We start from the raw sequence: 25,661 nt of genomic DNA, 5'->3' as shown, positions 1-25,661 counted from the left end.
GGACGATCGCGTTGAGCTCCTCGGCCGACTTCAGGTCGTGGCCGAACGGCTTCTCGATCACCGCGCGCCGCCAGGAACCGCTCGACTGGTCGGCGAGGCCGTGCTTCTTCAGCTGCTGGATGACCACCGGGAAGGACCGCGGCGGCACCGACAGGTAGAACGCGAAGTTTCCGCCCGTGCCCTGGGCCTTGTCCAGCTCCTCGATCGTGCCGCGCAGCCGCTCGAAGGACTCGTCGTCGTCGAAGGTGCCCTGGACGAACCGCATGCCCTGGATGAGCTGCTGCCAGACCTCCTCACGGAAGGGGGTGCGGGCGTGCTCCTTGACCGCGTCGTGGACCTCCTGCGCGAAGTCCTCGTGCGCCCACTCACGGCGGGCGAAACCGACCAGCGAGAAGCCCGGCGGCAGCAGACCCCGGTTGGCGAGGTCGTACACCGCCGGCATCAGCTTCTTGCGCGACAGATCGCCCGTGACTCCGAAGATGACCAGGCCCGACGGCCCCGCGATACGCGGGAGCCGTCGGTCTGCCGGGTCACGCAGCGGATTGCTGCTCGACAAGATGTCAGCCCTCCGAAGGGGCGAGGCGCGCGAGCTCCGCCTCGGTCGACTTCAGCAGGTCGTTCCAGGCCGCCTCGAACTTGTCGACGCCCTCGTTCTCCAGCAGCTGCACCACCTCGTCGTACGAGATGCCGAGCTTCTCCACCGCGTCGAGGTCGGCGCGGGCCTGCTCGTAGGTGCCGGCGATGGTGTTGCCGGTGATCTCGCCCGACTCCTCGGTGGCCACCAGGGTCGCCTCCGGCATGGTGTTCACCGTGTTCGGCGCCACCAGGTCGTCGACGTACAGCGTGGCCTTGTACGCCTTGTCCTTCACACCGGTGGAGGCCCACAGCGGACGCTGCTTGTTGGCGCCCTCGCGCTCCAGCGCGCTCCAGCGGTCGGTGGCGAAGACCTCCTCGTACGCCTGGTAGGCCAGGCGCGCGTTGGCGAGGGCGGCCTTGCCGCGCAGCGCCTTGGCGGCGTCGGTGCCGAGCGCGTCGATCCGCTTGTCGATCTCGGTGTCCACCCGGGACACGAAGAACGACGCCACCGAATGGATCTTCGACAGGTCCAGGCCGCGCTCCTTGGCCTTCTCCAGGCCGGTCAGGAACGCGTCCATGACCTTGCGGTAGCGCTCCAGGGAGAAGATCAGCGTGACGTTGACGCTGATGCCCAGGCCGATGGTCTCGGCGATCGCCGGGATGCCGGCCTCGGTCGCCGGGATCTTGATCAGGGTGTTGGGCCGGTCCACCAGCCAGGCCAGCTGCTTGGCCTCGGCGACGGTGGAACGCGTGTTGTGCGCCAGACGCGGGTCGACCTCGATGGAGACCCGGCCGTCCTGGCCGTCGGTGGCGTCGAAGACCGGGCGCAGGATGTCGGCGGCGTCGCGGACGTCCGCCGTGGTGATCATCCGGATGGCCTCTTCGACCGTGACCCCGCGGGCGGCGAGGTCGGCGAGCTGCTCCTCGTAGCCGTCGCCCTCGGAGATCGCCTTCTGGAAGATCGACGGGTTGGTGGTGACGCCCACGACGTGCTGCTGGTCGATCAGCTCGGCGAGGTTGCCGGACGTGATCCGCTTGCGCGACAGGTCGTCCAGCCAGATCGCGACGCCTTCGTCGGAAAGGCGCTTGAGTGCGTCTGTCATGGAAATTCCATCTCCTACGTTTCGTGTCTTGTGTGAGCGTCAGCGCTGGGCGTTGGCCAGCGATTCCCGGGCGGCGTCCGCCACGTTCTCGGCGGTGAAGCCGTACTCCTCGAACAGCACCTTGCCGTCGGCGGACGCGCCGAAGTGCTCCAGGGACACGATGCGCCCGGCGTCCCCCACGTACTTGTGCCAGGTGAGGCCGATGCCCGCCTCGACGGCGACGCGGGCCTTCACGGCCGGCGGCAGCACGCTGTCCCGGTACTCCCGGTCCTGCTCCTCGAACCACTCCACCGAGAGCATGGACACCACGCGCGTCGGCACGCCGGCCGCCTGCAGCTGCTCGCGCGCCCCGACGGCGACATGCACCTCGGAACCGGTGGCGATCAGGACCACCTGCGGTTCCGCGCTCTGCCCGGAGGGCCCTTCGGCCTCGAACAGCACGTAGCCACCGCGCGCGGCGTCCTCGTTCGGCTCGTAGACCGGCACGCCCTGGCGGGTGAGGGCCAGACCGTGCGGGGCGCCCTTGCCGAACTCCTTCGTCCAGCGCTTCAGGATCTCCCGCCAGGCGATCGCGGTCTCGTTGGCGTCCGCGGGGCGGACGACGTTCAGACCGGGGATGGCGCGCAGCGAGGCCAGGTGCTCCACGGGCTGGTGGGTCGGGCCGTCCTCGCCCAGACCGATGGAGTCGTGCGTCCACACGTACGTCACCGGCAGGTGCATCAGGGCGGACAGCCGCACCGCGTTGCGCATGTAGTCGGAGAACACCAGGAAGGTGCCGCCGTAGATGCGGGTGTTGCCGTGCAGCGCGATGCCGTTCATCTCCGCGGCCATGGAGTGCTCGCGGATGCCGAAGTGGATCGTGCGGCCGTACGGGTCCGCCTCGGGCAGCGGGTTGTCCGCCGGGAGGAAGGACGACGTCTTGTCGATCGTCGTGTTGTTGGAGCCCGCCAGGTCGGCCGAGCCGCCCCACAGCTCCGGGACGACCGCGCCGAGCGCCTGGAGCACCTTGCCGGACGCGGCACGCGTGGCGACCGCCTTGCCCGGCTCGAAGACCGGAAGCGTGTCCTCCCAGCCCTTGGGCAGCTCACCGGCCGCGATCCGGTCGAACTCGGCCGCGCGCTCGGCGTTGTTGCTCCGCCACTCCTGGAACGACTTCTCCCACTCGGCCCGCGCCTGCTTGCCGCGCTCCAGCGCCCCGCGGGTGTGGCCGATGACCTCGTCGGTCACCTCGAAGGTCTGCTCCGGGTCGAAGCCCAGCACCCGCTTGGTGGCGGCCACCTCGTCGTCGCCGAGCGCCGAGCCGTGGGAGGCCTCGGTGTTCTGCGCGTTCGGGGCCGGCCAGGCGATGATCGAGCGCATCGCGATGAACGACGGCCGGTCGGTGACCTTCTTGGCTTCCTGGACGGCGTCGTAGATCGCGTTCGGGTCCAGGTCGCCGTCCGGCTTCGGGGCCACCCGCTGCACGTGCCAGCCGTAGGCCTCGTACCGCTTGGTGACGTCCTCGGAGACGGCCGTCTCGGTGTCGCCCTCGATCGAGATGTGGTTGTCGTCCCACAGCAGGACCAGGTTGCCGAGCTTCTGGTGGCCGGCCAGCGAGGACGCCTCCGCGGAGATGCCCTCCTGCAGGCAGCCGTCACCGGCGATGCAGTAGACGAAGTGGTCGAACGGGGACTCGCCCGGGTCGGCCTCCGGATCGAACAGACCCCGCTCGTAGCGGGCGGCCATCGCCATGCCGACCGCGTTGGCGACACCCTGGCCCAGCGGCCCGGTCGTCGTCTCCACGCCGGTGGTGTGCCCGTACTCCGGGTGTCCGGGCGTCTTCGAACCCCAGGTGCGGAACGCCTTCAGGTCGTCCAGTTCCAGGCCGAAACCGGCCAGGTACAGCTGGGTGTAGAGAGTCAGGGACGAATGGCCGGCGGACAGGACGAAACGGTCCCGTCCGACCCAGTCGGCGTCCGAGGGGTCGTGCCGCATCACCTTCTGGAAGAGGGTGTACGCGGCGGGCGCCAGGCTCATCGCCGTACCGGGATGGCCGTTGCCGACCTTCTGTACGGCATCGGCGGCCAGGACGCGGGCGGTGTCCACGGCCCGCTGGTCCAGTTCGGTCCACTCGAGGTCTGTGGTGGTCGGCTTGGTGCTCACCCTGAGTCAGGGCTCCTCTCCACATGCATTCGGAAGCCGGATGGGTACATACCGGCGGTGTCGAGCCTACCCCCGCAGGACACGCTTCCCCCGAGTCCTTCCAGAGTGCCCAGGCTCCCGGCAATCCGCCTTCTGACTGGGAAGTATTCGCATTCGGCAGATGAATACGGAGCCGCTCATCCGGATGCTCAATCGAGCTCGGATCTCCGCGATGAGCGACCATGTTCAACACGAGCCGACCCCCGCGAATGTCCGGGTCTGGGCAACGTCTAAGGTGGCGTGGTACGCGCGAGCCTTTACCGCCACTTCATCGGGAGGGCTTGCTGGGATGTCTCTGTCAGGGGTGCGAGTGACGGCCGTTGAATCCCGTCCTGCGGGGGTTATCGGGACGAGCCAGAGCCCGAGTCACCGGCCGATCGGGGCCCGTGTCAAGGCGTTCGTGGCGTTGACCAAGCCGCGGATCATCGAGCTGCTGCTCATCACCACCGTTCCGGTGATGTTCCTGGCGCAGCAAGGGGTGCCCGACCTGAGGCTGGTGCTGCTGACCTGCGTCGGCGGCTACCTGTCGGCGGGGGGTGCCAACGCGCTCAACATGTACCTCGACCGCGACATCGACGCCCTGATGGACCGCACCTCGCAGCGGCCCCTGGTCACCGGCATGGTCAGCCCGCGCGAGTGCCTGGCCTTCGGCATCGCCCTGGCCGTCGTCTCGACCCTGCTGTTCGGCCTCGCCGTCAACTGGCTGTCCGCCTGGCTCTCCCTCGGCGCGCTCCTCTTCTACGTCGTCGTCTACACGATGATCCTCAAACGGCGTACGTCGCAGAACATCGTGTGGGGCGGCATCGCCGGCTGCATGCCGGTGCTGATCGGCTGGTCCGCGGTCACCAACTCGATGTCCTGGGCGCCGGTCGTCCTCTTCCTCGTCATCTTCTTCTGGACGCCGCCGCACTACTGGCCGCTGTCCATGAAGGTGAAGGAGGACTACGCGCGCGTGGGCGTGCCGATGCTCCCGGTGATCGCCTCCAACAAGGTCGTCGCGAAGCAGATCGTGATCTACAGCTGGGTCATGGTCGCGGTGTCGCTGCTGCTCACGCCCCTCGGCTACACCGGCTGGTTCTACACCGCGGTCGCGCTGGCCGCGGGCGGCTGGTGGCTCTGGGAGGCGCACGCGCTCCTCAACCGGGCCAAGTCCGAGGTGACCGGCGGCAAGCTCAAGGAGATGCGGCTGTTCCACTGGTCCATCACCTATGTGTCGCTGCTCTTCGTGGCCGTCGCGGTGGACCCCTTCCTGCGGTAGGCCCCTCCCGCGGCAGTCCGCCTCCCGTGGCGGCCCCTTCCGACGCGTTCCCCGGGCGGGGTCCGTGGCCAAGGCCACGGACCCCGCCCGTCGCGATTCGATCTACCCGTCGGTAGCATCCTGGTCATGGCAGACACGCAGCAGTCGGACCCGAAGGCCGAGCAGACCTCCGAGCAGCGGGCCGAACAGAAGGCCGAGCGCAAGGCCGACCGGAAGGCGGCCAAGCTCGCCAAAAGGATCAGTGGCTTCGCCACGGCCCACGGCGGAGCCGAAGGCCAGATCGCGTACCTCGGACAGCGCGGCGCCCGGATCGTGCTCGTCGGCGAGGACGGCGACTGGGGCGACCTGGTCGCCCACTCCTACCCCATCGCCCAGAAGGCGGCCGAGCGGGCGGGTATCACCCTCCACGACGACTTCGACGGCGAGTTCGCGGCCAAGGTCAGGACCGGCCGGTACGAGTGGACCCGTATGGCGGGCCTCCAGATCGGCGGCCCGGCCAACGGCTGAACCACGCCCTCGGGCGGCGCCGGCCCGGCGGGGGACGCCGGGCCGCGCCACGGCAGCCCCGCGGCCGGGCAACACCTACTCACCGGTTCACCGTTAGGCCCTGCGAAGCCAGCGCAGCGCCCACCTGGGGAGCCCGGATGATCGACCCGCCGTCCCTCGTGGACCAGTACTGCCACGGCGTGCTGCGCACCGAGCTGGGCCTCGGCACCTTCGAGGCCCAGCTCGCCCGTACCGGGGGCCCGCCCGCCCCGGGCACCACCCTCTTCGACACCCAGACCGGTTTCGCCGTACGCCGCTGGTGCCCGCCCCTGCTCGGCCTGGAGCCGCACTGCCCGCCCGCCCGCTACCTGGCCCGGCGCCGTGAGCTGGGCGCCGCCGAGACGGGCCGCCGACTGCTGCGGGCCAGCGGCATCACCACCTACCTCGTCGACACCGGACTGCCCGGCGACCTCACCGGAACGGCGGAACTGGCCAGGGCCGGCGCCGCCGAGGCCCACGAGATCGTGCGCCTCGAACAACTCGCCGAGCAGGTCGCCGACACCTCCGGCACGGTGGAGTCCTTCCTCGCCAACCTCGCCGAGTCCGTCCACGGAGCCGCCGCGCACGCCGTCGCCTTCACCTCCGTCGCCGGCCTACGGCAGGGTCCGGCACTGGCCCCGCAGCCGCCGGGGCCGGGGGAGGTGCGCGGCGCGGCCGCGCGCTGGCTGGCCGCACGCCGGGCCGGGGACGAGCTGAGAGACCCGGTGCTGCTGCGGCACCTGTTGTGGACCGCCGTCGCCTCGGGCCGGCCCCTGCAGTTGCACGTGGGGCCCGGCGCACCCGGCACCCGGCCCGGGGCCACCGACCCGGCGCTGCTGGGCGGCTTCCTCCGGGCCACCGCCGGGCTCGGCACCGACCTCGTCCTGCTGCACGGCTACCCGGACCACCGGCACGCCGCCCGCCTGGCAGGCATCTACCCGCATGTGTACGTCGACTCCGGTGCCGCCCTGGCCCGCACCGGCGCCGGCGCGGCGACCGTCCTCGCGGAGGTCCTGGAACTCGCCCCCTTCGGCAAGGTCCTCTTCTCCAGCGGCGCCCGGGGACTGCCCGAACTGCACGTCGTGGGCGCACGCCTGTTCCGCGAGGCGCTCGCCCGGGTCCTCGGCGGCTGGGTCGCCGAGGGCGCGTGGGCGCTCGACGACGCGCGGCGGGTGGCCGGAATGATCGCCTCGGGGAACGCGAGCAGGGTGTACGGGCTGGAGTGAGGCGAGCACGCGGGAGTGTACGGGCCGGAGTGAGGCGTGGAGACTGGGCGGATGCCGACCGACGCCCTGCTCGACCGCTTCCTCACCGGCCTCGCGCCGCTCACCCCGGTCGCCGTCTGGGCGCACGGTTCACTGGCCGGCGGTGACTACCGGGAGGGCCGCAGCGACCTGGACCTGATCACGGTCCTGGACCGCCCGGTCACGGCGCGGACGGCGTGGCGGGTGGCGCTGCTGCACGCCCGCCTGCGCAATGAGCCACTCGCCGACCGGCTGCACTGCACCTATCTGACGCCGGACACCGCCCCGGATGCCGAGCGGCGCCACCTGACCTGGGCACACGAGCAGCTCTTCGCACGGACGGTCACCCCGGTCACCCGGACCGAGCTGCACCGCTTCGGCCGGGTCCTGCGCGGTGCGCCGCCCGCGGACGTGCTGCCGCCGGTGCCGGACGGCGAACTCGCCGCGTTCGTGGTGCGCGACCAGCGCGACTTCTGGCGGCGGGAAGTGGACCGGGACGCCCACTGGACGCAGGCCGTATGGGTCGACCTGGGTCTGCTGACCTTCGCCCGCGCCACGGTCACGGTGCGCGAGGGCCGGCTGATCTCCAAGCGGGAGGCCCTGGAGGTACTGGCCGACCTCGGGGCCCCCGGCGAGGTCGTCGCGGACATCCGGAGGCGGCGCTACGAGGATCCCGCACCGCCCGACGGGGAATGGGTCCTGCGCCGGGCACGGCTGACCCGGGACTACCTGGGGCCGGCGATCGACTCGCTCGTGGCGCGGGCCGGCTGATCGGACGGCACCGGCAGATCGGCCGCCGGCGCATCCGGCCGCTCACGCAGCGACAGCAGGACCCGCACCACCCAGATCCACATCACGCAGGAGCCGAACATGTGGGCGCCGACCAGGACCTCGGGCAGGTCCGTGAAGTACTGGACGTAGCCGATCACGCCCTGCGCGAGGATGATCAGGAACAGCTCGCGGGTGCGGTGCAGCGGGTCCTTGGGGGCGTCCACCGCCTTGAGGACGAACCACAGGGCGAACGTCAGCGTCGCCACGACCCACGCCAGCACGGCGTGCAGCTTGCTGACCATCGCCGAGTCCACCGGCATCCGCGCGACCTCGCTGGAGTCGCCCGCGTGCGGCCCCGCGCCGGTCACCACCGTGCCGACCGCGATCAGCAGCACGGACGCCACCACCAGGAACCACACCAGCTGCCGTACCGGCTTGCCGACCAGCGGCCGGGGCTCCCCGTCGCCCTCGCGGACGCGCTGCCACATCACGGCGGCCACCGCGATCAGCGCCGAGGAGAGCAGGAAGTGCGCCGCGACCGTGTACGGGTTCAGGCCGACCAGGACCACGATGCCGCCGAGGATCGCGTTGCCCATCACGATCCAGAACTGCGCCCAGCCCAGTCGCGTCAGGCTGCGCCGGAACGGCTTCTCGGAGCGCACGGCGACGATCGCCCAGCCGACGGCGGCACACAGCACGTACGTCAGCAGCCGGTTGCCGAACTCGATGACACCGTGCACCCCCATCTCGCGGGTGGAGGTGAGGGAATCGTCGGTGCACTTGGGCCAGGTCGGGCAGCCCAGGCCGGAGCCGGTCAGCCGCACCGCACCGCCGGTGACCACGATGACCACCGCCATGACGAGCGCGGCGAGGACCGCCCGCCGGACCGTCCGGGGGTCCGGGGTCCAGCGTGCGGCGATGAAGGCGAGGGGGTTGCGCAGGGCCGCCTGGGCGTCGGCGCGGGTCAGGTTTGGCACGCGACCCATCGTAGGGCTCCGCTTGTGCACGCTTTCACGAGGGTCCGTCCGGACGCTCCGCCGATCCCTGTCCCCCGTCCGTGTTCCTCACCCCACCCGCTCATTCCCAGCGGAAGAACCGGCCCGCCGCCGCCAGCCCCGCGACCGCCCACACGGCGAGGATCGCGACCTGGCCCCACGGCAGCCCCGCCCCGTCCTGGAGCACGTCCCGCAGGCCCTCCGACAGCGCCGAGACGGGCAGCAGCCCGAGGACGCCCTGCGCGGCGTCCGGGAAGTTCTCCAGCGGCACGACGACCCCGCCGCCGACGAGCAGCAGCAGGAACACCAGGTTGGCGGCGGCGAGCGTCGCCTCGGCCTTCAGGGTGCCCGCCATCAGCAGGCCGAGTCCCGAGAAGGCGGCCGTGCCCAGCACCAGCAGCAGGAGCACCGCGAACGGGTTGCCCTGCGGCGACCAGCCCAGCGCGAACGCGATCACCGTCAGCAGGACGATCTGGAGCACCTCGGTGACCAGCACCGACAGCGTCTTCGCGGTCATCAGCGCCCAGCGCGGCAGCGGCGACGAGGCCAGCCGCTTCAGCACCCCGTACCGGCGCTCGAAGCCGGTGGCGATGGCCTGCCCGGTGAACGCCGTCGACATCACCGCCAGCGCGAGGATGCCGGGGGCGAGGAAGTCCACGGCCTCGCCGGCGCCGGTGTCCACGATGTCCACGGTGCTGAACAGCACCAGCAGCAGGGTGGGGATGATCACGGTGAGCAGCAGTTGCTCGCCGTTGCGCAGCAGCATTTTCGTCTCGAGCGCCGCCTGCGCCGCGATCATGCGGGAGAGCGGCGCCGCGCCCGGCTTCGGCGCGTAGGCGCCGGTGCCACCGGCCCGGCCGGTCCCGGTGGGTGCCGGAATCATGAGCGCAGCTCCTTGCCGGTGAGTTCCAGAAAGACGTCCTCCAGGGTGTGCCGTTCGACCGAGATCCGGTCCGGCAGCACGCCGTGCTGTGCGCACCAGGACGTGACCGTGGCGAGCAGTTGCGGGTCCACCTCGCCGACCACCCGGTACGAGCCCGGGGTCAGCTCGTCGGCCTGGGAATCGGGCGGCAGCGCCTTGAGCAGGGAGACCACGTCCAGCCCCGGCCGGCCCGAGAAGCGCAGGGTGTTCTCGGCGCCGCCCCGGCACAGCTCCTCGGGGCTGCCCTGGGCCACCACCCGGCCGGCGTCGATGATCGCGACGTCGTCGGCGAGCTGTTCGGCCTCGTCCATGTGGTGCGTCGTGAGGATGACGGAGACCCCGTCGGCGCGCAGATCCCGTACGAGGTCCCAGGTGGCGCGGCGGGCCTGCGGGTCGAGTCCGGCGGTCGGCTCGTCCAGGAAGACCAGTTCCGGGCGCCCGACCACGGCCATCGCCAGCGCGAGCCGCTGCTGCTGGCCGCCGGAGAGCCGCCGGTACGTCGTACGGCCGCAGGAGCCGAGTCCGAGGCGCTCGATCAGCGCGTCCACGTCCAGGGGGTGCGCATGCAGCCTGGCCGTGTGCCGGAGCATCTCGTCGGCCCGCGCGCCCGAGTAGACGCCGCCGGACTGGAGCATCACGCCGACGCGGGGTCTGAGCGCGGCCGACTGCCGCACCGGGTCCAGGCCCAGGACGCGCACCGTGCCGGAGTCCGGCCGCCGGTATCCCTCGCAGGTCTCCACCGTGGTCGTCTTGCCCGCCCCGTTGGGCCCGAGCACGGCCGTCACGCCCTGCCGTGCCACCAGGTCGAGGCCGTCCACCGCGGTCTTCGTGCCGTACCGCTTCACCAGGGCCTGCACCTGGACCACGGGCTCGCTTCGCATGGGTCACGAGTCTAGGGACGGGCCGGAGGACTCAGGCCGGGGGGTGGGGAACTGCCGGGGTTCGGGTTCAGAGCTCCTCCGTACGGGGCCGGTGCACTTCCAGCCACCTCTCCGCGTAGGCCACCGCGTCCGGGAGCGGGAACAGCCGCGCCCCGGCCGCCCCGATCCTGCCGCGGACGACGGGGCGGTCCGCGGGGCGGTCCCGTTCGAAGTCGTGGCCCAGCTCGTCGAAGCGCTCGGAGGTGATCGACACCTCGGTCGGGGTCTCCCAGCCCGCCGGGCCGGGGCGGCCCACCGCGACGAGCGGGGAGGGTATCCGGTACTCGGCGAGGTGGAAGCAGGTGCAGGTGTCGTAGCCGGTGCCGAGCAGCAGCACCCGGGCGTCCAGCCGCTCCAGGGCCGCCAGCGGGCTGTGCTCACCCAGTCGGCAGTCCCGCGCGTGCACCGCGACGACCTCCGCCGCCCGCCGTCCGAGCGCGGCGAACGAGGTCTGCGGGTGGGCGCTGCGCCGGGCACCCGGCCAGGTCCGTACCGTCTCCGGGACGATTCCCACCCCGCGGGTGGGAGTGGTCGCCGGGTCGTAGCCGGGCATGGTGGCCCGGATGGTCTCCCACCAGGCATTCGGCACCGGCGGATCGCCCCACAGCGCCGGGTCGGAGAGGTCGCCGGACTGGGCCGGGACGACCAGGGTGCCGTCCGGACCCAGCACGTCGAGCAGTGCGGCGACGACGGATATCGGGCCGCCGTTGACCCAGCCCAGGGAGCTGAGCGAGGAGTGCACGAGGAGGGTCTCGCCGGGCCGCACACCGAGCTCGGCGAGACCGGCGGCGAGGGTGTCCCGGGTGACAAGAGGGCCGGTCGGCAGGGGTGCGGGCATGCCCGGCAGTGTCCCGGAAGCGGCCCGGGGGTGCCACCGGTTTGATCGATCAAAGATCGTTTCCGCAGGTCACCTTAGGTTTGCCTAAGTGATGCAGCGCACCCCGGAGTGGATCATGCACGGCTTGCCCGGGCCGGATGAATTACGCAACAATGGCGTTGTGAAAAACGTCGGCGAGGCTCCGCAGGAGGAACTTGCGACCGGTGAGCGGTCCACCCGCAACCGGGTCGTGCGCTCCGTCCTGGACCACGGCCCGTCGACCGTGTCCGATCTCGCCCAGCGGCTCGGGCTGACCCAGGCGGCCGTCCGCCGCCACCTCGACGCCCTGGCCGCCGACGGAATCGTGGAGGCGCGCGAGCGCCGGGTCTACGGCGCACGCACGCGCGGACGCCCGGCCAAGGTCTTCGCCCTCACCGACTGCGGGCGGGACGCCTTCGACCAGTCGTACGACGAACTGGCCGTGGACGCCCTGCGGTGGATCGGCGAGCGGGAGGGCGGCGACGAGGCGATCGCCGCGTTCGCCCGCGCCCGGATCGCCGCCCAGGCCGGCTCGTACCGCGAGGCGGTGGCGGCGGCGGCTCCCGAGGAGCGCGCCCAGGCCCTGGCCAGGGCGCTCACCGCGGACGGGTACGCTGCCACCGCGCGCAGCGCCCCCCACCCGCAGCAGGGTGAGCAGCTGTGCCAGCACCACTGCCCGGTCGCCCACGCCGCCGAGCGGTTTCCGCAACTCTGCGAGGCGGAGACGGAATTTTTCGCCGAGCTGCTCGGTACGCATGTCCAGCGGCTGGCCACCATCGCCCACGGCGACGGTGTCTGCACCACCTTCATCCCGAAGTCCTCGACGGCTTCGAGGGCTTCGGGGGCCTCACCGCCCCCGAAGCCACCGGAACCCTCGAAACCCCCGAGAACGTCCGGGACGAAGCCCGAGAAGCCTTCGCCCCACATCCACAACGCAACCGCATCCGCAAGCACGGCCGGGAGGAACCCCGCATGACTCTCCCCACGGAGACTGCCCACCCCGAACTCGAGGGCCTGGGTACGTACGAATTCGGCTGGGCCGACTCCGACGCGGCAGGCTCCGCGGCCAAGCGCGGTCTGAGCGAGGACGTCGTCCGTGACATCTCCGCGAAGAAGAACGAGCCGGAGTGGATGCTGAAGCTGCGGCTGAAGGGCCTGCGGCTGTTCGACAAGAAGCCCATGCCCAACTGGGGCTCGGACCTGTCGGGCATCGACTTCGACAACATCAAGTACTTCGTGCGCTCCACCGAGAAGCAGGCCGCTTCCTGGGAGGACCTGCCCGAGGACATCAAGAACACCTACGACCGGCTCGGCATCCCCGAGGCGGAGAAGCAGCGCCTGGTCGCCGGTGTCGCCGCGCAGTACGAGTCCGAGGTCGTCTACCACCAGATCCGCGAGGACCTGGAGGAGCAGGGCGTCATCTTCCTCGACACGGACACCGCGCTGAAGGAGCACCCGGAGCTCTTCCAGGAGTACTTCGGCACCGTCATCCCGGTCGGCGACAACAAGTTCGCGTCGCTGAACTCGGCCGTGTGGTCCGGCGGGTCGTTCATCTACGTCCCCAAGGGCGTCCACGTGGACATCCCGCTCCAGGCCTACTTCCGGATCAACACCGAGAACATGGGCCAGTTCGAGCGGACGCTGATCATCGTCGACGAGGACGCCTACGTCCACTACGTCGAGGGCTGCACCGCCCCGATCTACACCTCGGACTCGCTGCACAGCGCCGTCGTCGAGATCATCGTCAAGAAGGGCGGCCGCTGCCGCTACACGACCATCCAGAACTGGTCGAACAACGTCTACAACCTGGTCACCAAGCGCGCCGTGGCCTACGAGGGCGCGACCATGGAGTGGGTCGACGGCAACATCGGCTCCAAGGTGACGATGAAGTACCCGGCCGTCTACCTCATGGGCGAGCACGCCAAGGGCGAGACCCTGTCCATCGCCTTCGCCGGCGAGGGCCAGCACCAGGACGCCGGCGCCAAGATGGTGCACATGGCCCCGAACACCTCGTCGAACATCGTCTCCAAGTCGGTGGCGCGCGGCGGTGGCCGCACCTCCTACCGCGGTCTGATCGAGATCGGTGAGGGCGCCCCCGGCGCCAAGTCCAACGTGCTGTGCGACGCGCTGCTCGTGGACACCATCTCCCGCTCGGACACCTACCCCTACGTGGACGTCCGCGAGGACGACGTGTCCATGGGCCATGAGGCGACCGTCTCCAAGGTCTCCGAGGACCAGCTCTTCTACCTGATGAGCCGCGGTCTGTCCGAGTTCGAGGCGATGGCGATGATCGTCCGCGGCTTCGTCGAGCCGATCGCCAAGGAACTGCCGATGGAGTACGCGCTGGAGCTCAACCGGCTGATCGAGCTGCAGATGGAGGGCGCGGTCGGCTGACCCGCCGCCCCGCCCCCGTCGGCCGGTCGACCCGACCCGCCTGTTGGCGGGTCGGCTCGGCCCGCCCCGTCGGACAGCACACGTCTCACTCAGAAAGAGAGCACTACGACAGCCATGGCTGAGGCTCAGAATTCCCCCACCTCCGGCTTCGCTGCGGCGGGGGGACCCCCACCGGTGGGCTCCACCACCGCCGGCTCGATCGCGGTGGCCGCCGAGTCGACCGTCGCCACCCGTATGAGCGCGCCCCCGTCCTTCGACGTGGCGGACTTCCCGGTCCCGCACGGCCGCGAGGAGGAATGGCGGTTCACCCCGCTGGAGCGCCTGCGCGGCCTGCACGACGGCACCGCCGTCGCCACCGGCGAAGGCGTCAAGACCGCCGTCGAGGCGCCCGAGGGCGTTCGCGTCGAGGTCGTCGGCCGCGACGACGCGCGGCTCGGCCGGGCGGGCAAGCCGGTGGACCGCGTCGCCGCCCAGGCGTACAGCGCCTTCGAGCAGGCCTCGGTCGTGACCGTGCCGAAGGAGACCGTGCTCACCGAGCCGATCCGCATCGCGGTGCACGGCGAGGGCGGCGCCGCCTACAACCACCAGGTGATCGAGCTCGGCGCCTTCGCCGAGGCGGTCGTCGTCATCGACCACACCGGTGACGCGGTGCTCGCCGCCAACGTCGAGTACGTCCTCGGCGACGGCGCCAAGCTCACCGTCGTCTCCATCCAGGACTGGGACGACAAGGCCGTGCACGTCGCCCAGCACAACGCCCTGATCGGCCGCGACGCCTCCTTCAAGTCGGTCGTCGTCACCTTCGGCGGCGACCTGGTCCGGCTGCACCCCCGGGTGGCCTACGCGGGCACCGGCGGCGAGGCCGAGCTGTTCGGCCTGTACTTCACCGACGCCGGCCAGCACCAGGAGCACCGCCTCCTGGTCGACCACAACGTTCCGCACTGCAAGTCGAACGTCGCCTACAAGGGCGCGCTCCAAGGCGACGACGCGCACGCCGTGTGGATCGGTGACGTGCTCATCCAGGCCAAGGCCGAGGGCACCGACACCTACGAGATGAACCGCAACCTCGTCCTCACCGACGGCGCCCGCGTCGACTCCGTGCCCAACCTGGAGATCGAGACCGGCGAGATCGTCGGCGCCGGCCACGCCTCCGCGACCGGCCGCTTCGACGACGAACAGCTCTTCTACCTGATGGCCCGCGGCATCCCCGAGCAGGACGCCCGACGCCTGGTGGTCCGCGGCTTCTTCGCCGAGTTGGTCCAGCAGATCGGCGTCCAGGACATCGAGGAGCGCCTGATCGCCAAGATCGAGGAGGAGCTGGAGGCATCGGTCGGATGACCTTCCAACGCGCCTGTGGACTGAGCGAGCTGGAGGAGGACACCCCGAAAAGGGTGGAACTCGACGGCACGCCGGTCTCCCTCGTGCACACCGGGGGCGAGGTGTTCGCGATCAACGACATCTGTTCGCACGCGAACGTCTCCCTCTCGGAGGGCGAGGTCGACGACTGCCACATCGAGTGCTGGCTGCACGGCTCGCGCTTCGACCTCCGCTCGGGCAAGCCCGACAGTCTTCCGGCCACGCGCCCCGTTCCCGTATACCCCGTAAAGATCGAAGGGGACGACGTGCTCGTCTCCGTCACCCAGGAGTCCTGAGGCCCCCATGGCAACGCTTGAAATCCGAGACCTGCACGTCACCGTCGAGGCCGACAACGCCACGAAGGAAATCCTCAAGGGCGTCGACCTCACCGTGAAGCAGGGCGAGACGCACGCCATCATGGGCCCCAACGGCTCCGGCAAGTCGACCCTCGCCTACGCCCTGGCCGGTCACCCCAAGTACACCGTGTCCGGCGGCACCGTCACCCTCGACGGTGAGGACGTCCTGGAGATGTCCGTCGACGAGCGCGCCCGCGCCGGCCTGTTCCTGGCCATGCAGTACCCGGTCGAGGTCCCCGGCGTCTCCGTCTCCAACTTCCTGCGCACCTCCGCCACCGCCATCCGCGGCGAGGCCCCCAAGCTGCGCACCTGGGTGAAGGAGGTCAAGGAGACCATGGAGCGCCTCCACATGGACCCCGCCTTCGCCGAGCGCAACGTCAACGAGGGCTTCTCCGGCGGTGAGAAGAAGCGCCACGAGATCCTCCAGCTGGAGCTGCTCAAGCCGAAGATCGCGATCCTCGACGAGACCGACTCCGGCCTGGACGTCGACGCGCTGCGCATCGTCTCCGAGGGCGTCAACCGCGTCCGCGAGTCCGGCGAGGTCGGCACCCTGCTGATCACGCACTACACGCGCATCCTGCGCTACATCAAGCCCGACTACGTCCACGTGTTCGCCGACGGGCGGATCGCCGAGTCCGGCGGCGCCGAGCTCGCCGACAAGCTGGAGAACGAGGGCTACGAGGCATACGCGAAGGGTGGCGCATCCGCGTGACACAGCTGCCGGGCCTCCTCACCGAGCCCAGGCTCCTTGACGAGGCCATCCGTAACGACTTCCCCATCCTGGACCGCCAGGTCCACGACGGCCGGAAACTCGTCTACCTGGACAACGCGGCGACCAGCCAGAAGCCGCGTCAGGTGCTGGACGCACTCAGTGAGTACTACGAGCGCTACAACGCCAACGTCCACCGCGGTGTGCATGTGCTCGCCGAGGAGGCCACGGCGCTGTACGAGGGCGCGCGCGACAAGGTCGCGGAGTTCATCAACGCGCCCTCCCGCAACGAGGTGATCTTCACCAAGAACGCCTCGGAGTCGCTCAACCTCGTGGCGAACATGCTGGGCTGGGCCGACGAGCCCTACCGGGTGGACCACGAGACCGAGATCGTCATCACGGAGATGGAGCACCACTCCAACATCGTGCCGTGGCAGCTGCTCGCGCAGCGCACCGGCGCGAAGCTGAAGTGGTTCGGCCTCACCGACGACGGCCGCCTCGACCTGTCCAACATCGACGAGGTCATCACCGAGAAGACGAAGATCGTCTCCTTCGTGCTGGTATCCAACATCCTGGGCACCGTCAACCCGGTCGAGGCGATCGTGCGCCGCGCCCAGGAGGTCGGCGCCCTGGTGTGCATCGACGCCTCCCAGGCCGCCCCGCACATGCCGATGGACGTACAGGCCCTCCAGGCCGACTTCGTGGCCTTCACCGGCCACAAGATGTGCGGCCCGACCGGCATCGGCGTCCTGTGGGGCCGCCAGGAGCTGCTCGAGGACCTGCCGCCGTTCCTCGGCGGCGGCGAGATGATCGAGACTGTGTCGATGCACTCGTCGACCTACGCCCCCGCGCCGCACAAGTTCGAGGCGGGCACCCCGCCGGTCGCCCAGGCGGTCGGCCTCGGCGCCGCGATCGACTACCTGAGCGCGATCGGCATGGACAAGATCCTCGCCCATGAGCACGCGCTCACCGAGTACGCGGTCAAGCGCCTGACCGAGGTCCCGGACCTGCGCATCATCGGCCCCGACACGGCCGAGGACCGCGGCGCCGCGATCTCCTTCACGCTGGGCGACATCCACCCGCACGATGTGGGCCAGGTCCTCGACGAGCAGGGCATCGCGGTCCGGGTCGGCCACCACTGCGCGCGGCCGGTCTGCCTGCGGTACGGAATTCCCGCGACCACGCGAGCGTCGTTCTATCTGTACTCCACGCCGGCCGAGATCGACGCTCTGGTCGACGGTCTGGAGCACGTACGGAACTTCTTCGGCTGAGGGGCTGCTGCGCGTGAAGCTTGATTCGATGTACCAGGAAGTCATCCTGGACCACTACAAGAACCCGCACGGGCGGGGCTTGCGGGACGGCGATGCCGAGGTGCACCACGTCAACCCGACGTGCGGCGACGAGATCACGCTGCGGGTGAAGTACGACGGCACGACGATCAGTGACGTCTCGTACGAGGGGCAGGGCTGCTCCATCAGCCAGGCTTCGGCCTCCGTGCTGAACGACCTGCTGGTCGGCAAGGACCTCGCCACGGCGCAGCGGATCCAGGAGACCTTCCTGGAGCTCATGCAGTCCAAGGGCAAGGTGGAACCGGACGACGCGATGGAGGAGACCCTGGAGGACGCGATCGCGTTCGCCGGGGTGTCCAAGTACCCCGCCCGCGTCAAGTGCGCCCTCCTCAGTTGGATGGCGTGGAAGGACGCGACGGCCCAGGCACTGGGCTCCGACGCCGAAAGGACAACGGCATGAGCGAGACCGTGGAGATGAAGCCGGCCTCGGAAGAGGAAGTCCGCGAGGCCCTGATGGACGTCGTCGACCCCGAACTGGGGATCGACGTCGTCAATCTCGGCCTGATCTACGGCGTCCACGTCGACGACACCAATGTGGCGACCATCGACATGACCCTGACGTCCGCGGCCTGTCCGCTGACCGACGTCATCGAGGACCAGGCCAAGTCCGCCACGGACGGCCTGGTCAGCGAGCTGCGCATCAACTGGGTGTGGATGCCGCCGTGGGGCCCCGACAAGATCACGGACGACGGCCGCGACCAGCTGAGGGCACTCGGCTTCAACGTCTGAGACCCCGGTCGTACGGGCACGGGACGGCCCCCGGTTCCCGCGAATCCACTGGATTCGCGGGAACCGGGGGCCGTCGTCGTGTCCGGTCGGACGAGCCGTTCGTTGTGTACAGCCGTACGCATCGCTGTGTACGCTCGTACGCATGGGATACCTTCTGCTCGCCGGGGCGATCGCCGCGGAGGTGGGCGCCACCACCGCCATGAAGTACAGCGACGGCTTCAGCAAGCTCTGGCCCTCACTGCTGACCCTGGTGGGCTACGTGGTCTCCTTCAGCCTGCTCGCCCAGACGCTGCGCACCCTCTCCATCGGCACCGCGTACGCCATCTGGGCCGGAGTGGGCACCGCCGCCATCGCCGCGATCGGCATCATGTTCATGGGGGAGGGGCTCACCGCGGCCAAGGCCGCAGGCATCGCGCTGATCATCGTGGGCGTGGTCGTGCTCAACCTCGGCGGCGCGCACTGATGGCCCGCCGGTACGACCCCGAGCGGCGCCGGCGGATCATCGAAGCCGCGATCCGCGTCGTCGGCAGGAACGGCATCGCGGGACTCAGCCACCGCAGCGTCGCCGCCGAGGCCGATGTGCCGCTCGGCTCCACGACGTACCACTTCAAGACCCTCGACGAGCTGCTGGTCGCCGCGCTGCGCCAGACCAACGAGGGGTTCGCCAAGGCCGTCGCCTCGCACGGCGGCCTGGAGGACCCGCGCACCGACCTGGCGACCGAACTCGCCGGACTGCTCGGCGAGTGGCTCGCGGGCGAGCGCACCGGCGTCGAGCTGGAGTACGAGCTGTACCTGGCCGCCCTGCGCCGGCCCGCCCTGCGCCCCGTCGCGGCCGAGTGGTGCGAGGACGTCGCCGAACTCCTGTCCCACCGCACCGACCCGGTCACCGCCCGCGCCCTGGTCGCGCTGATGGACGGCATCTGCCTCCAGGCCCTGCTGGCCGGCACGCCGTACGACGAGGAGTACGCGCGGGAGATGCTGGGGCGCATCCTGCCGGGGAACTGAGCGGGGCCGTCGGCACACCGCTCCGACCTGGGGCCGTTCCCGCTTCCGGCACGGCCCGCCCGGCACCTGAGACGGCCCGGCGCCGGTTCGCGTCGCCGGGCCCGAGCCGGTTAGGTTGCCCTCATGACCGACTCGACTGCTCAGAGCACCACCGGCGCAGTGGCCGCCGGCCTCGCCACCCTCACCGCCGACGGAACCGTCCTCGACACCTGGTTCCCCGCCCCCGAACTCTCCGACGCGCCCGGCCCGTCCGGCACCGAGCGGCTCTCCGCCGAGCAGGCCGCCGAACTCCTCGGCGCCGGCGCGACCGCGGCGATCGGACCGGACGCGCGCCGGGGCGTCGAAGTGGTCGCGGTCCGTACGGTCATCTCCTCGCTCGACGAGAAGCCGACCGACGCGCACGACGTCTACCTCCGTCTCCACCTGCTCTCCCACCGTCTGGTCAAGCCGCACGGCCAGAACCTGGAGGGCATGTTCGGCTTCCTCGCGAACGTCGCCTGGACCTCGCTCGGCCCCGTCGCCGTCGACGACGTCGAGAAGGCGCGGCTCAACGCCCGCGCGGAGGGCCTGCACCTGGCCGTCACGTCCGTCGACAAGTTCCCCCGCATGACGGACTACGTCGTCCCCAAGGGCGTCCGCATCGCCGACGCGGACCGGGTCCGCCTGGGCGCCCACCTCGCCGCGGGCACCACGGTCATGCACGCGGGCTTCGTCAACTTCAACGCGGGCACCCTCGGCACCTCCATGGTCGAGGGCCGCATCTCCGCGGGCGTCGTCGTCGGCGACGGCTCGGACATCGGCGGCGGCGCGTCCACCATGGGCACGCTGTCCGGCGGCGGCAGCGTGATCATCTCCATCGGCGAGCGCTGCCTGATCGGCGCCGAGGCGGGCGTCGGCATCCCGCTCGGCGACGAGTGCGTCGTCGAAGCCGGCCTCTACGTCACCGCGGGCACCCGCGTGACCATGCCCGACGGCGAGGTCGTCAAGGCCCGCGCGCTGTCCGGCGCCTCCAACATCCTCTTCCGCCGCAACTCGATCAGCGGCGCGGTCGAGGCCCGCCCGAACAACGCGGTCTGGGGCGGCCTGAACGACGTGCTGCACAGCCACAACTGACGGGACGTTCCCCTGAGCCCGGGTGCGGTCGACTCACCCGGGCGCCGTGATCGGCGCGGGTCCCTGCCTCATCGGCTCAGGGCCGTCTCCCGGCGCATGTGGGACAGCTTCTCCGGGTTGCGTACGGCGTAGAGGCCGGTGACGAGGCCGTGGTCGACGCGGACCGTCAGGACGGTGTCGAGCTCGCCGTCGACCCGGAGGAGCAGTGCCGGGCGGCCGTTGACCTGGGCGAACAGGAACGACGAACCGGTGGGGATCCTGCCCAGGCCCGCGGCCAGCAGGCGGGCCACCTTGTCGGCCCCGACGATGGGCCGCAGCACGGCCTGCTTGACTCCGCCGCCGTCGCCCAGCAGGACGACATCCGGCGCGAGGATGTCGAGCAGGTTCTGCAGGTCCCCCGTCTCGACCGCCCGACGGAACGCGTCGAGCGCCTTTCGGGAGTCCGCCGACGACACGTGTTCGCGCGGTCGGCGTGCCGCCACATGGCCGCGTGCGCGGTGCGCGATCTGGCGGACCGCGGCCGGTTTCCGGTCGACGGCCTCCGCGATCTCGTCGTACTCCAGGGCGAACACCTCACGCAATACGAACACCGCCCGTTCCGTCGGCGTGAGCGTCTCCAGCACCAGCATCATCGCCGTCGAGACGCTGTCGGCCAGTTCGACGTCCTCGGCCACGTCGGGCGTGGTGAGCAGCGGCGCGGGCAACCAGGAGCCCACGTAGGACTCCTTGCGGCGGCCGAGCGTACGCAGCCGGTTCAGCGCCTGGCGCGTGGTGATCCGGACCAGGTACGCCCGCCGGTCCCGCACCGTGCCGAGATCGACCCCCGACCACCGCAGCCAGGTCTCCTGCAGCACGTCCTCCGCGTCGGCGGCCGAGCCCAGCATCTCGTAGGCGACCGTGAACAGGAGGTTGCGATGGTCGACGAACGCCTCGGTGGCGGGATCCGTCCCCGCGGTGCCCGCGGGGCGCCCGGCCGTGGGCTCGCTTCGTTCGCTCTTCACCGGACGCTCCTTCGCTTCCGACTGCGTCATGCGCACGGGACACCGGTCCCCGCGATCCTGTGACACCCGTCTGTCGTGGCTTGTGTCACACGGCGGTTCTGTCACACAAAGCCGGCGGCCGGCATCTCGTGTTCGTCCGATGCAACACCACGAGTGAGGACGAAGCCATGGAAGCCCGATTCGACCTGTTCGCCAACGAGATCGCGCTCAAGTTCGCCAAGCGGTTCGCGGGCGCGGGCCTGGTGATCCAGCAGTCGCCGCTGCCCCGGTCCACGCAGGAGCTGGTGTCGCTGCGTGCCAGCCAGATCAACGGCTGCGGTCACTGCATCGACATGCACACCAAGGAGGCCGAGGCCGCCGGTGAGACCGCGGTCCGGCTCCACCTGGTCGCCGCCTGGCGCGAGTCCACCGTGTTCACCGAGGCCGAGCAGGCCGCTCTGGCCCTCGCCGAGGAAGGGACCCGGCTCGGCGACGCCCACCACGGCGTGTCCGACGAGACCTGGGCCCGGGTGCGCAAGCACTACGACGACGACCAGACCGCGGCGCTGGTCGCCCTGGTCGCCCTGATCAACGCGGCCAACCGGCTCGCCGTGATCGTGCACCAGAAGGGAGGCTCGTACGAGCCGGGCATGTTCGCCCATGCGCTCGACTGAGCGGAGAACGCCCCGTGGAAGAGGTACGGGTCAGGCTGGGGTCCGTTCGACCCTGGCCGGCCCGTGCAAGGTTGGGGAGACGGAGGATGCTGCTCATCCTGGGCCTGGGAGAGCCGTCGCCCTTGAGCCGGTGGTCCTGCAGGATCGGTCGGCACGATGGCCGACACCGCCCGATCAGCTGGGCGTGCCCGCTCTTTCGAGGAGTGGGACAGTAGCTGCCCACAGGCGGGCTTCCCTGTCATGGCCGTGGGCGACGGGCCGCACCTCGGTCACCTTGTCGCACGTGCCGGACCTCGAGACGCCGGAAGGCTCCACCGGCCAAAACCCGGAAGCCTCCGGATCATCGCCTGGGTCCTGACAATCGGTCGCGATGACCCCGCTCGTATGGAACAGCCCGTCGGGACGGCGTAGGCCACCTCGGCGGCGCGGGGCGGAGTGGTGCCCGAGGCGGGAACTCTGCCGACGGCCCGGGCTCCGGGTCGGAAAGTGACCGGGGGCTCGGGCCGAAGGATTGCGGGCCGATGGGCCGATGGCCGGTGGCCGACTCCGGGTGCCGCCGGGCTCCTGCCGGGAACAGCCCCAGTGATGCTATGACCCTTGGAGCTGGCACTCACATCGATCGCAACTGGAACGCCGGACCTCGGTCACGCACCACCGGGTGCTGGGCGCCCGGCAGGATCCGGAAGGCAGGAGTCGTCGTCTGCCATCAACCGTTCTCTTCTCAGTTCGGCGACGTTCAGTGCGTCGGTGAGGCATTCAGTGGTGCGGCGGAGCATGAACCATGACTCGTCCGCTGTGAGTTGTGGGCCGTCCAGCATCGCTTTCACGAGTCCCAGCACCACGGTCGCCGACTCGATCAAGTCGTCCTCGATCGCGTCGCAGATGTCCGCGACGATTCCACCCGGCTGGCAGAATCCGGTGCGTCCATCGGTGCTCAGCGGCATACGGCGAAGCTCGGTCATGCCGGCACCCCCGGGACAACGGCTTCGATCACGTTGGCCGGACATGTCGACCTGGAGGCAGGCAGCGGGCGGGGGACGATGCCCTGTACCGGCAGGGCCTGAGTCCGATGAGCAGCATGGGACGGCGGGAAGCACGCAAGAAGCGCGGCGATAAGGTTTCGCACAGCCGAAGCTCCATTTCTTCGGTCAGCCCCTGGACGAGCCCTTGCCCGGCTCGTCCAGGGGTGCTTCTGATTCCAGCTTCACCATATCTGTAGTTATCCACGGTTATCCACGGATGCATGGAAAGCTGTGGTCACCCACGCTGGCAGCATGGAGCTTGACCGCACGCGCCCGTTGTGGCGGCAGATTGCAGCGGAGATCATCCGACGGATTCAGGACGGCACCTATCCGCCGGGAAGCCGCGTGCCGTCCACGCTGGAGATCGCCCAAGAGTTCGGCGTCGTGAACGCGACGGCGGCGAAGGCCATGCGGCATGTGCGGGAAGAGGGCTGGACGCGCGGCGAGGTGGGGTTGGGGACGTTCGTCGTGGACTCACTGCCGGAGGGCAACTAGTTCTCTCTGCAGGTGTGTTGAGGCGTTGCGTGATGCCGTCGTGCGGGTGTTCACCTGGGGATCACCCGCCAGAACTGGATTGACGGACGACGGTCGTCGTGTCGCCGTCCGGGGCACGACAGCCAAGACCGTCATGCGGCTACGGGCCGGTGACTTCCGGCCAAGGCGAGCAGGGTCGCCACCGTTGAGCGGGACGGGTGGCAATGATCAGTGCATGAACAAGATCGTGCTGATGTCGGATCCGAAGATCGCGGCGATCCCGGTGGCCGACTGCGGCGAACCACTCGTTGACGTCCGGCTCCAGGAGTCCCTTGTCGTCGACTCCCGCAAGGCTGATCGCTCAGGGGCGTTCGCGCGTCTGCGAGAAGGGGTTCTGATCCGTCTTCTCGAGGCTCAGAAGCGGCTCCCGGACGGTGTGCGTCTGCTGTTCATCGAGGGGTACAGACCGCCCGCGCTGCAGCGCTTCTACTTCGAGCGGTACGCCGACAGTCTGCGAGCCGACAATCCGGGCTGGTCGCCGATACGGGTCCGCGAAGCCGCGAGCCGGTACGTGTCGCCACCGGAGATCGCGCCCCACAGCGCCGGCGCCGCGGTGGACCTCACGTTGATCTCCGCCACCGAGCGGGAACTCGACATGGGAACCCGGGTGAACGCCAGCCCGGAAGAGAGCGACGGAGCCTGCTACACGGACGCCGCCGGCGTCGGCTCCGAAGCGCGGGCCAACCGGCGGGTGCTCGGTGACGCACTGACAGCTGCAGGCTTGGTGAACTACCCCACCGAGTGGTGGCACTGGTCCTACGGCGACCGTTACTGGGCCTTCCAGGCCGATGCCGATAGCGCCAGGTACGGACCGCGGGAACTCCGATGAGCGACGGGTGACGCCCCGACCCACCGTGTCTGGTCGTGCTGTTTCCCTGCACCCGCCGGACGCGTTGATCCGGGCAGGCATCCCTCGACGTCCTTCGCGTCGTGAGGGGCGGGCCGACGCCCGTGATGGCGGTCAGCCCGCCGTGAGGGCCTCGTGGAGCGACCTGAGGTTCTCGGTCGTGGCGTGGTCCGCCGGCCTCAGGGGTGGGCGGACCGGGCCCGCGGGCAGGCCGAGGGTGGTGAGGAGGGCCTTGGCCGTGACCGTGCCGGGCAGGCCGTTCGCCATCACCGCCTCGATCAAGGCGGTGGCCCGCTGCTGGAGACCGGCCGCGCGGGCCGTGTCGCCCGCGTCGAAGGCGTCCAGGACGGCGCGCAGGTGGTCCGGGACCACGTTCGCGACCGTGCTGACGTATCCGGCGCCGCCGACGGCGTACAGGGCGAGGATGTGCTCGTCGCAGCCCGCGTAGTAGGCGAGATCGGTGCGGGCGAGGATCTTCTGGGCGGCCAGGAAGTCGTACGAGCAGTCCTTCACCGCCACGATCCGGGGATGCCCGGCGAGCCGCAGCATCGTGTCCGGTTCGATGCGGGTGCCCGTGCGGGCCGGGATGTCGTACAGGGCCAGGGGGAGTCCCGTGGCGTCCGCGACCTCGCGGAAGTACGCCTCGACGGCGTCCTGCGGCGGGCGACTGTAGTACGGGGTGGCGACCAGGAGACCGTCGGCGCCCGCCTTCTCGGCCTCGCGGGCGAGTGCGACGGTGTGCGCGGTGTCGGCGGTGCCGACACCGGCGACGATCGAGGCGCGGCCGCCCACCGCCTCCCGTACGGCTGTGACGAGGGCGGACTTCTCGGCGTCCGTCGTGGTCGGGGACTCGCCCGTCGTGCCGGACAGCACCAGGCCGTCGCAACCGTGGCTCACCAGGTGGTCGGCCAGACGCGCGGCGCCGTCCAGGTCCAGGGCGCCGGTGGAGGTGAACGGCGTGACCATGGCGCACAGGGCGCGGCCGAAGGGGGGCGTCGATGAGGTCATGAGAGTAGTCTCTGCCCGATCACTGCGTAGCTCCACTTAAATCCTCTATCCGTTATTGGTAAGTATCAGTAACGAATGGCCTTCAGGGTAGGCGCCGCGCGCTCCGGGTACTCGGAAGGCGCCCGACCGAGAGGAGGCGGAACACCGTGACCGCAACCATCGAGCAACCGCCCGTTCGCGACACGCGCAGCCGTGACGGCCACAGCCGTGCCGAATACAGCCGTGCCGAATACAGCC

Annotated in this window: 27 protein-coding genes and 1 pseudogene; 18 read left to right on the top strand and 10 right to left on the bottom strand. The window is 70.3% G+C overall.

All coding sequences use genetic code 11. The annotated features are described in order from the left end of the window. The 3 genes and pseudogenes from AOK11_RS01160 to tkt all read right to left on the bottom strand — a co-directional run. Positions 1-556 (bottom strand): annotated as a pseudogene (locus AOK11_RS01160) (glucose-6-phosphate dehydrogenase); the annotation flags it as partial. A 4-nt stretch (positions 557-560) separates the two neighbouring features. Next, on the bottom strand, positions 561-1,679 hold the full coding sequence (gene tal, locus AOK11_RS01155; RefSeq protein ID WP_055591724.1) for a transaldolase: 1,119 nt from the start codon (positions 1,677-1,679) through the stop codon (positions 561-563). Positions 1,680-1,718: 39 nt separating this feature from the next. Next, positions 1,719-3,821 (bottom strand): transketolase, encoded by a 2,103-nt coding sequence (tkt, locus tag AOK11_RS01150; RefSeq protein WP_055591723.1) that lies wholly within the window; start codon positions 3,819-3,821, stop codon positions 1,719-1,721. Positions 3,822-4,149: 328 nt separating this feature from the next. On the opposite strand from tkt, the gene AOK11_RS01145 reads away from it, so the two are divergent. From AOK11_RS01145 to AOK11_RS01130, 4 genes are all read left to right on the top strand, one after another. Next, the gene (locus tag AOK11_RS01145; RefSeq protein ID WP_240497165.1) at positions 4,150-5,118 is read left to right on the top strand and encodes a heme o synthase; all 969 of its coding nucleotides are present in this window, start codon (positions 4,150-4,152) and stop codon (positions 5,116-5,118) included. A gap of 126 nt (positions 5,119-5,244) precedes the next feature. Then, complete coding sequence (locus tag AOK11_RS01140) at positions 5,245-5,625, top strand: hypothetical protein (RefSeq protein WP_055591721.1); 381 nt, start codon at positions 5,245-5,247, stop codon at positions 5,623-5,625. Between the two features lie 137 nt (positions 5,626-5,762). Then, entirely contained in the window at positions 5,763-6,869 is a 1,107-nt protein-coding gene (locus AOK11_RS01135; RefSeq protein ID WP_055591720.1) for an amidohydrolase family protein, read from the top strand. Between the two features lie 51 nt (positions 6,870-6,920). After that, complete coding sequence (locus AOK11_RS01130; RefSeq protein ID WP_055591719.1) at positions 6,921-7,658, top strand: nucleotidyltransferase domain-containing protein; 738 nt, start codon at positions 6,921-6,923, stop codon at positions 7,656-7,658. Here AOK11_RS01130 and AOK11_RS01125 read toward each other — a convergent pair. The 4 genes from AOK11_RS01125 to AOK11_RS01110 form a co-directional block, all read right to left on the bottom strand. After that, a complete protein-coding gene (locus AOK11_RS01125; RefSeq protein ID WP_055591718.1) occupies positions 7,613-8,644 on the bottom strand; it encodes a COX15/CtaA family protein in 1,032 nt (343 codons plus the stop codon). The two genes, AOK11_RS01130 and AOK11_RS01125, sit on opposite strands and share 46 nt — an antisense overlap. Positions 8,645-8,735: 91 nt before the next feature. Then, the gene (locus AOK11_RS01120) at positions 8,736-9,536 is read right to left on the bottom strand and encodes an ABC transporter permease (RefSeq protein WP_055591717.1); all 801 of its coding nucleotides are present in this window, start codon (positions 9,534-9,536) and stop codon (positions 8,736-8,738) included. Beyond that, on the bottom strand, positions 9,533-10,456 hold the full coding sequence (locus tag AOK11_RS01115) for an ABC transporter ATP-binding protein (RefSeq protein WP_055591716.1): 924 nt from the start codon (positions 10,454-10,456) through the stop codon (positions 9,533-9,535). The genes AOK11_RS01120 and AOK11_RS01115 overlap by 4 nt, the downstream gene beginning before the upstream one ends. A 67-nt stretch (positions 10,457-10,523) precedes the next feature. Beyond that, complete coding sequence (locus AOK11_RS01110; protein ID WP_055591715.1) at positions 10,524-11,333, bottom strand: AAC(3) family N-acetyltransferase; 810 nt, start codon at positions 11,331-11,333, stop codon at positions 10,524-10,526. A gap of 160 nt (positions 11,334-11,493) precedes the next feature. Between AOK11_RS01110 and AOK11_RS01105 the strand changes: the two genes are divergently transcribed. The 11 genes from AOK11_RS01105 to dapD all read left to right on the top strand — a co-directional run bounded on the left by AOK11_RS01105 (position 11,494) and on the right by dapD (position 20,359). Continuing rightward, complete coding sequence (locus AOK11_RS01105; RefSeq protein WP_055591714.1) at positions 11,494-12,327, top strand: helix-turn-helix transcriptional regulator; 834 nt, start codon at positions 11,494-11,496, stop codon at positions 12,325-12,327. After that, on the top strand, positions 12,324-13,745 hold the full coding sequence (gene sufB, locus AOK11_RS01100; RefSeq protein WP_055591713.1) for a Fe-S cluster assembly protein SufB: 1,422 nt from the start codon (positions 12,324-12,326) through the stop codon (positions 13,743-13,745). The genes AOK11_RS01105 and sufB overlap by 4 nt, the downstream gene beginning before the upstream one ends. A 114-nt stretch (positions 13,746-13,859) precedes the next feature. Next, a complete protein-coding gene (gene sufD, locus AOK11_RS01095; protein WP_055591712.1) occupies positions 13,860-15,080 on the top strand; it encodes a Fe-S cluster assembly protein SufD in 1,221 nt (406 codons plus the stop codon). Beyond that, positions 15,077-15,394 (top strand): non-heme iron oxygenase ferredoxin subunit, encoded by a 318-nt coding sequence (locus AOK11_RS01090; RefSeq protein ID WP_055572483.1) that lies wholly within the window; start codon positions 15,077-15,079, stop codon positions 15,392-15,394. The genes sufD and AOK11_RS01090 overlap by 4 nt, the downstream gene beginning before the upstream one ends. A 7-nt stretch (positions 15,395-15,401) precedes the next feature. Then, on the top strand, positions 15,402-16,166 hold the full coding sequence (sufC, locus tag AOK11_RS01085; protein ID WP_055591711.1) for a Fe-S cluster assembly ATPase SufC: 765 nt from the start codon (positions 15,402-15,404) through the stop codon (positions 16,164-16,166). Next, positions 16,163-17,434, top strand: a complete 1,272-nt coding sequence (locus tag AOK11_RS01080; protein WP_055591710.1) for a cysteine desulfurase — start codon at positions 16,163-16,165, stop codon at positions 17,432-17,434. Before sufC ends, AOK11_RS01080 begins: the two co-directional genes overlap by 4 nt. A gap of 13 nt (positions 17,435-17,447) precedes the next feature. Further along, positions 17,448-17,912, top strand: a complete 465-nt coding sequence (gene sufU / locus AOK11_RS01075) for a Fe-S cluster assembly sulfur transfer protein SufU (RefSeq protein ID WP_055591709.1) — start codon at positions 17,448-17,450, stop codon at positions 17,910-17,912. Then, on the top strand, positions 17,909-18,241 hold the full coding sequence (locus tag AOK11_RS01070; protein ID WP_055591708.1) for a metal-sulfur cluster assembly factor: 333 nt from the start codon (positions 17,909-17,911) through the stop codon (positions 18,239-18,241). The genes sufU and AOK11_RS01070 overlap by 4 nt, the downstream gene beginning before the upstream one ends. Positions 18,242-18,383: 142 nt before the next feature. Then, entirely contained in the window at positions 18,384-18,704 is a 321-nt protein-coding gene (locus tag AOK11_RS01065; protein ID WP_055591707.1) for a DMT family transporter, read from the top strand. Next, on the top strand, positions 18,704-19,246 hold the full coding sequence (locus AOK11_RS01060) for a TetR/AcrR family transcriptional regulator (RefSeq protein WP_055591706.1): 543 nt from the start codon (positions 18,704-18,706) through the stop codon (positions 19,244-19,246). Before AOK11_RS01065 ends, AOK11_RS01060 begins: the two co-directional genes overlap by 1 nt. 123 nt (positions 19,247-19,369) lie before the next feature. Beyond that, positions 19,370-20,359: a 2,3,4,5-tetrahydropyridine-2,6-dicarboxylate N-succinyltransferase gene (dapD, locus tag AOK11_RS01055; protein WP_055591705.1), complete on the top strand. Its 990-nt coding sequence runs from the start codon at positions 19,370-19,372 to the stop codon at positions 20,357-20,359. A gap of 68 nt (positions 20,360-20,427) precedes the next feature. On the opposite strand, the gene AOK11_RS01050 is transcribed toward dapD, so the two are convergent. Next, positions 20,428-21,390 (bottom strand): RNA polymerase sigma-70 factor, encoded by a 963-nt coding sequence (locus tag AOK11_RS01050; RefSeq protein ID WP_079034554.1) that lies wholly within the window; start codon positions 21,388-21,390, stop codon positions 20,428-20,430. 137 nt (positions 21,391-21,527) lie between these two features. On the opposite strand from AOK11_RS01050, the gene AOK11_RS01045 reads away from it, so the two are divergent. Further along, on the top strand, positions 21,528-22,013 hold the full coding sequence (locus AOK11_RS01045) for a carboxymuconolactone decarboxylase family protein (protein WP_055591704.1): 486 nt from the start codon (positions 21,528-21,530) through the stop codon (positions 22,011-22,013). Positions 22,014-22,657: 644 nt separating this feature from the next. Here AOK11_RS01045 and AOK11_RS01040 read toward each other — a convergent pair. Continuing rightward, positions 22,658-22,975 carry a hypothetical protein gene (locus AOK11_RS01040; protein WP_157869257.1) on the bottom strand — a complete coding sequence of 106 codons (318 nt, stop codon included), beginning with the start codon at positions 22,973-22,975 and terminating at the stop codon, positions 22,658-22,660. Positions 22,976-23,287: 312 nt separating this feature from the next. Between AOK11_RS01040 and AOK11_RS01035 the strand changes: the two genes are divergently transcribed. Continuing rightward, entirely contained in the window at positions 23,288-23,530 is a 243-nt protein-coding gene (locus AOK11_RS01035) for a GntR family transcriptional regulator (RefSeq protein ID WP_206188750.1), read from the top strand. Between the two features lie 214 nt (positions 23,531-23,744). After that, entirely contained in the window at positions 23,745-24,398 is a 654-nt protein-coding gene (locus tag AOK11_RS01030) for a M15 family metallopeptidase (RefSeq protein ID WP_055591701.1), read from the top strand. Between the two features lie 132 nt (positions 24,399-24,530). On the opposite strand, the gene dapA is transcribed toward AOK11_RS01030, so the two are convergent. After that, positions 24,531-25,424 carry a 4-hydroxy-tetrahydrodipicolinate synthase gene (gene dapA, locus AOK11_RS01025; protein WP_055591700.1) on the bottom strand — a complete coding sequence of 298 codons (894 nt, stop codon included), beginning with the start codon at positions 25,422-25,424 and terminating at the stop codon, positions 24,531-24,533. Positions 25,425-25,661 lie beyond the last annotated feature (237 nt).

The organism is Streptomyces hirsutus (assembly GCF_001418415.1).
GTDB classification, from domain to species: Bacteria; Actinomycetota; Actinomycetes; order Streptomycetales; family Streptomycetaceae; genus Streptomyces; species Streptomyces hirsutus.
This window is presented reverse-complemented; position numbering and strand designations above follow the sequence as displayed.